The 5,904-nt window shown below is 47.0% G+C and carries 6 protein-coding genes; 5 read left to right on the top strand and 1 reads right to left on the bottom strand.

What is annotated here, in order from left to right; all coding sequences use genetic code 11:
* The 5 genes from RMO52_RS03520 to RMO52_RS03500 all read left to right on the top strand — a co-directional run.
* Positions 1-519, top strand: a 519-nt coding sequence (locus RMO52_RS03520) for a DUF3727 domain-containing protein (protein ID WP_310410878.1), incomplete at its 5' end; no start/stop codon positions are given.
* A gap of 16 nt (positions 520-535) precedes the next feature.
* Positions 536-1,600 (top strand): endolytic transglycosylase MltG, encoded by a 1,065-nt coding sequence (gene mltG / locus RMO52_RS03515; protein ID WP_309741768.1) that lies wholly within the window; start codon positions 536-538, stop codon positions 1,598-1,600.
* A 209-nt stretch (positions 1,601-1,809) separates the two neighbouring features.
* A complete protein-coding gene (locus RMO52_RS03510; RefSeq protein WP_309741767.1) occupies positions 1,810-2,331 on the top strand; it encodes a YqeG family HAD IIIA-type phosphatase in 522 nt (173 codons plus the stop codon).
* Between the two features lie 288 nt (positions 2,332-2,619).
* Positions 2,620-3,726, top strand: coding sequence for a glutamate 5-kinase (gene proB / locus RMO52_RS03505; RefSeq protein WP_310410875.1), 1,107 nt, complete (start codon positions 2,620-2,622; stop codon positions 3,724-3,726).
* Between the two features lie 78 nt (positions 3,727-3,804).
* Positions 3,805-4,473 carry a hypothetical protein gene (locus RMO52_RS03500; RefSeq protein WP_310410872.1) on the top strand — a complete coding sequence of 223 codons (669 nt, stop codon included), beginning with the start codon at positions 3,805-3,807 and terminating at the stop codon, positions 4,471-4,473.
* Between the two features lie 303 nt (positions 4,474-4,776).
* On the opposite strand, the gene RMO52_RS03495 is transcribed toward RMO52_RS03500, so the two are convergent.
* Positions 4,777-5,793, bottom strand: coding sequence for a hypothetical protein (locus tag RMO52_RS03495; RefSeq protein ID WP_310410869.1), 1,017 nt, complete (start codon positions 5,791-5,793; stop codon positions 4,777-4,779).
* Positions 5,794-5,904 lie beyond the last annotated feature (111 nt).

Here is a 5,904-nt window from a genome sequence, read left to right as displayed (position 1 = left end):
GTCACACTCACCGATGAATTTGGGCGTCAACTCCCTTGTTACATCGAACGCGAACTCGAACTCGATGGCAAGACTTATTTGCTATTATTGCCAGAAAATGCGCCAATTGAAATTTTTGCTTGGGATGAAGATGACGATGTTACCGAACTAGTTTCTGTCGAAGAAGAAGCCGAAATCGAGCGGATTTTTGCAGATGCTCATGCCGTACTTTCCGAGCAAAATCTCGCGCTCAAACGGACGGCATTTACCCTCAGCGCAGTTGGTGAATTACCGCCGCTCGATCCGACTGAAGTAGTGACGATCGAACTAGATGAGGATGACGACCAATTAGAGCCAGAAGAGTTTCAAATTTTGGCAAGGTTTTATAACGAAGAACAGGAATATGCCATTTGTACTCCGGTAGATCCGCTGCTGTTCTTTGGTAAAGCCGATGCTAATGGTCTAATCTCGCTCCTCTCCGAACAAGAAGCCGAACAACTCCAACCCATGCTTGAGGATATGTTATTGGATGAAATCTAGCTCTGGAGGATTACCCTTGAAACAAGCTAAAAATACTCCGAGGTGGTTGTCGATCGCAACACCGCTCGCACTCCTGACTCTGCTAGCTGGTGGCGGCGGGATGCTGTGGTGGCATAACGTCACGGCACCACCGACAACCGACCCCAATGCCAAGAGTATCTCGATTCAGATCGAGTCAGGGATGACAGTCCAAGAGATCGGTCAAGAACTCGAAGCTAAAGGAGCGATCGAGTCCCAACTAGCTTGGAAACTCTGGACATCCTGGCAAGCTAGGCAGGGCAAAGGTTCGCCCCAAAAAGGCAGCTATGAAATCTCGCCCAATCAACCGCTTTCAGCAGTCGCCGCCCAAGTTATGGAAGGCAAAGTCGTCCTGTCGGGATTCACGATCCGTGAGGGGTGGAACATCAAGCAGATGGGCGAATACTTTGAAAAGCAAAATTTATTCAAAGCCGCCGACTTTGTGGCTGCAACTAAAGAAATCCCGAAAGATAAGTTTCCCTGGCTACCCGATGGATTGCCGCATCTCGAAGGATTTCTGTTTCCTGAGACTTACAAAGTTTCCACCGAGATGATTACGCCCAAAGGTGTTGTCACCCAAATGCTCAGACAGTTCGAGCAAATCGCACTCCCAGAATACCAAAAAGCGGCTGGAACCACCAAACTCAGCCTATTGGAGTGGGTGAGCTTATCTAGCATCGTCGAAAAAGAAGCCGTAGTCGCGATCGAACGCCCGAGAATTGCTGGCGTATTTACGACGAGATTGGCGAAAAATATGCGCCTCGAATCCGATCCTACCGTCGAGTACGGTCTGGGAATCAAGCAAACAGCCGATCGACCCCTCACTTTCGCCGAAGTCAAACGACCCAATCCCTATAATACTTACATGAATCCGGGCATCCCACCCGGCCCGATCGCGAGTCCGGGGATTGGCAGTCTCAAAGCCGTACTCAATCCAGACAGTACAGATTTATTGTTTTTCGTAGCTAAATATGACGGTACGCACGTCTTCAGCAAAACTCTGTCAGAACACGTCGCCGCAACTAACGCAATCCGTCAGCAGCGTCAATCGGGGCAAAAGTAAGTAATTATTACCGCTCGACATCATCGGAGCATACTTCGGAGGCGATTGTGTCTGCGAAGTATTTTTATACCAATCTTTAACTGAATAAAGACGGATCCAGATAATCACTCCAGACAAACTTTACCCTTTACCCTTTACCCTTTACCCCTTACCCTTTACCCTTTACCCCTTACCCTTTACCCTTTACCCCTTACCCTTTACCCAATCACATGGCATTATTCCCCCTCCTCCAACCAGACTTAGTATTAGGCAGCTCGGTTTTGAACTTGACACCAGCGCTACTCGCTCAGTATAAAATCAAAGGCTTAGTACTAGATGTCGATGATACGATCGTCCCGATCGGGATTGGCATCGCTCTCCCTGAAACGATCCTGTGGATTCAACAGATAAAGGAAGTAGTACCAGTGTGGCTGGTAACTAATAACCCCAACCAAGTAAGAATCGGCGCGATCGCCGATAGCTTATTGCTACCTTACTTCTTGAGTGCTGGCAAACCCTCCCGGCGAAAACTCCGTCAAGCGATCGCGGCGATGAAGATGGAACCCGCTCATGTGGCGATGGTTGGCGATCGCGTCTTTACCGATGTCCTCGCGGGAAACCGGATGGGCATGTTTACGATCTTGATCGAGCCGATTATCGGTGCTGATTCGTCTGTCGGTTTTAACCTGATTCGGAACGTCGAGTTTGCGATCGCTAGACGATTAGGTGTCTCTTTTGCCACAAAAGAATAAATCTTTATACTCCCTTACAAATCCTCATTATGTCGAAATATAAATAAATAATTAAGAAATTCAAGATGCTCGAAAAGATCTGGCATCATAGTTTTATTGGAAATGGAGTCAGCCAAAATAAAGACTCTAAACATAATATAAAACTTAACACATTTCAGAGCGTTAGCTGCCACAAATAGGCAGGTAGCGCTCTGAAACTTTTTAGATAGGTATTTTTACTCATTAATAGATTTTCTCAGTCCATCGCCGAAAGCCTCGATCCCTAACATGTATACTCCGATCCCCGCTATGTCTCAGACCCTAGTTATAAAAGTTGGTACATCAAGTCTGACCCGTAGCGATGGCAGATTGGCATTAGCAACGATCGCCGCCTTGATTGAGGCAATTGTGGACTTGCGTGCCCAGGGTTATCAAATTGTTTTGGTATCTTCCGGTGCGGTTGGAGTTGGGGCAGCGCGGTTAGGGATGACCGAACGCCCGAAAACGATCGCCCTCAAGCAAGCCGCCGCCGCCGTCGGACAAGGGATTATCATGCGGGTGTATGACGACTTATTTCGCGAGCATCAGCAGCCTGTCGCCCAAATCTTACTTACGCGGGGCGATCTCGATCGCCGTAGCAGTTATATCAATGCCTACAATACTTTCCAAGAGCTATTTCGCTTAGGCGTGATGCCGATCGTCAATGAAAATGATACCGTCGCCGTAGACGAACTAAAATTTGGCGATAACGATACCCTCTCCGCCCGCGTCGCCAGCCTGATCGATGCCGACTGGTTATTTTTACTGACCGACGTGGACAGATTGTACTCCGCCGACCCCCGTAAATTTCCCGATGCCCAACCGATCGTCCAGATCGATCGATTAGAGGATTTAACGGCTCTCCAAGTCCAGATCGGCACTCAGGGTTCGGAATGGGGAACGGGGGGCATGGCGACCAAAATAGCCGCCGCTGAGATTGCAACTGGGGCAGGTGTCAAAACAGCAATTACGCATGGGCAATTTCCACAGTACATCGAGCGGATCTTGCACGGCGAACCTTTAGGGACGCAATTTACCCCGCAACTCCGCGCCGATAGCGCCAGAAAACGCTGGATCGCCCACGGCTTGATCGCTGTGGGTAAAATTTATCTCGATGATGGCGCGGTACGAGCGATCGTCGCCAGTGGCAAATCATTGTTACCAGCAGGGATTAGCAAAATTGAAGGGGAGTTTGAAGCCACCGATGCAGTGCAATTGTGCGATGCTACGGGCAAAGAAATCGGGCGGGGAATTGTCAACTATAGTCGGATCGAACTCGATCGGATTCAGGGACATCAATCGACTGATATCATCGAGCTACTCGGCTACTTAGGCGAAGAAACCGTCGTCCATCGGGATAATTTGGTATTGAGCTAGGGTAGAGGGTAGAGGGTAGAGGAGGAACATCGATCGACTTTTTTACGCCCATTAGCTTAAATTGCGATCGTACTAGCTATGAAACTTTTATTGTCACTCTGCTTTACCCTTGCCCTGACAAGCATAATTGTCCATCCTCATGTAGCGATCGCGGGTGTCAAAGATACAGTAAGATCGCAGCCACAACAACCGATTTTAGGCATCGCAGATCGCCGCATCGTTCCTGGTAAAAGAGTCGGCGCGATCGTCAAGACTACTACTCACTCAGACTTAATGAAATTATTCGGCGCAAAAAGGTTGAGCGAGAGTAAATTCTATGGTGTAGAAGGAGAGCTAGAGCTACCAATACCAACTACTACAATTAAGTTTGGTAACAATAGAGAGTTGCAAGTCATCTGGAAAAATAGTAAACGCGATCGAGTATTTATGACCATCGTTCGCGACCCCGATTGGCAAACCAAAAGTGGTATTCGGGTTGGGATGACTTTCCCGCAATTACGCAAGATTGCGGGTAAATTTCAAGTGAGTGGTTTGGGTTGGGACTACGGTAATTCTGTCAGTTTTCCCGCACTGAAAACCAATCCTTTTCTCGGTATGGGTATCAAAGTAAATGCTGATGACAAAGCGAGCGAGCAATTTCCCGAAGAGTACAGCGCTGTTGCTGGCGACAGGCTATTAGCTGACAACGATCCGCGCTGGCAAAAATTGAATATGCGCGTGAGCGCACTGGAAATTATTTATCAATAATCGGAATATTTCTGAACTATGATTTAGAGTGATTAAATGATGGACTATAATTAATATAAGGAGCTAATCATAGTCCATTAAAAATCATTCTAATCACAATTAAGAAAACCAATCTATCAATAGTCAAAATATGTTTAAATTATGATTTTTTTAGGTTAAATGATAAGCTATGATTTGCATGAGTAACTAATCATAGTACATCAAAAAATCATTCTAATCATAGTTCAGAAAACTATACTATAGGCCCAAAGACAAGCAATTATGTGAGTTGATTTTAAAATATTAAAATTGCTGTTTAAAAATTTAAACTTTGGCTGGAAAACAATCGGTGATATTCAAAGCTAGAAACCGATCGAGTGGTAAATACATCCAGTATACAGACATCTGCCGATCGCGACTCATGTGTTGAAAGCCCAAAGCCGAAGCCTGATATTCATAGCTGGGGTGAATAATCATTGTATACAGATCGCACAAATTTGGAAAATCTGCCTGCATTTTAGTTAAAGTTTGTTGCGTATCTTCTAAAAACAGGACGCGATACCGATCGAGATATTCGCGATCGATCGCCCAACTGCGAATATACACTGAGACGCAATCAACATCGCCAGCTTGCGCCATGACAAATGGATCGGTATCGCCGATCGCACTTAAATGTAGGCTCTTACTGGGGGCGACAAAAAAATTTGGTACCGAAGCCGCAACAGTTGGATACATGATATAAAAACCGATCGGATTGAGATTGTCCTGCCGACGTAATACGCGCATTCCGCGATCGTATTGACGCGCCCATTGGCGGAGAATATTCACAATTCGATGCGGTGTCGCTTCGGTATTGTGATTCATCCAATTGTAATTAACTGCGAGTAAATTGGCGATCGGAATGGCATCGCAACGCGGATCGAATTGCTCGATCTCGATCGTTACTTCTTTGGCAATCTCTGGCTCTAAATCTGCCACACTAGCGACGATTTCAATCCGGCTGATATTGCCATCAAATTGCTTGCGAATCAAGCCCAATGCAGCTAGTTTATCCAACATCATCCCCGCCGAGCGATCGCTCCCCCCATCGCGATCGCTATAAAACAATTCCGCAGCTTCGCGATGACTGCAACTCACAGGTCGATCGAGCAAAGTCAGTGCGAGTAACGGTGGTTTAACTTGCGGATTGCCCTCCCGCTGCTCCTTTACCAATAGATAAATCCACAATCTCAAAAAACACTCCGCCCGCGCCCGAGTCAATCCTAGCCGCTCCACAAGGCGATCGAGCAACTGATGCTGTCGATCGCGATCCAGCCACAATGCCAATTCTTTCGGTTCCATAAGTCTTGTATTCTCTCCAACGGGCGGGTAGGTAGTTTCGGTCTCGATGGAATTACCCCCCCAACCCCCCCTTATAAAGGGGGGGCTTTTCATGCTCCCTCCCCTTTATAA

It is taken from the genome of Chamaesiphon sp. OTE_8_metabat_110, from assembly GCF_031382685.1.
Lineage (GTDB): Bacteria > Cyanobacteriota > Cyanobacteriia > Cyanobacteriales > Chamaesiphonaceae > Chamaesiphon.
The sequence above is the reverse complement of the archived record's forward strand: the minus strand, read 5'-3'. Positions and strand labels throughout refer to the sequence as shown.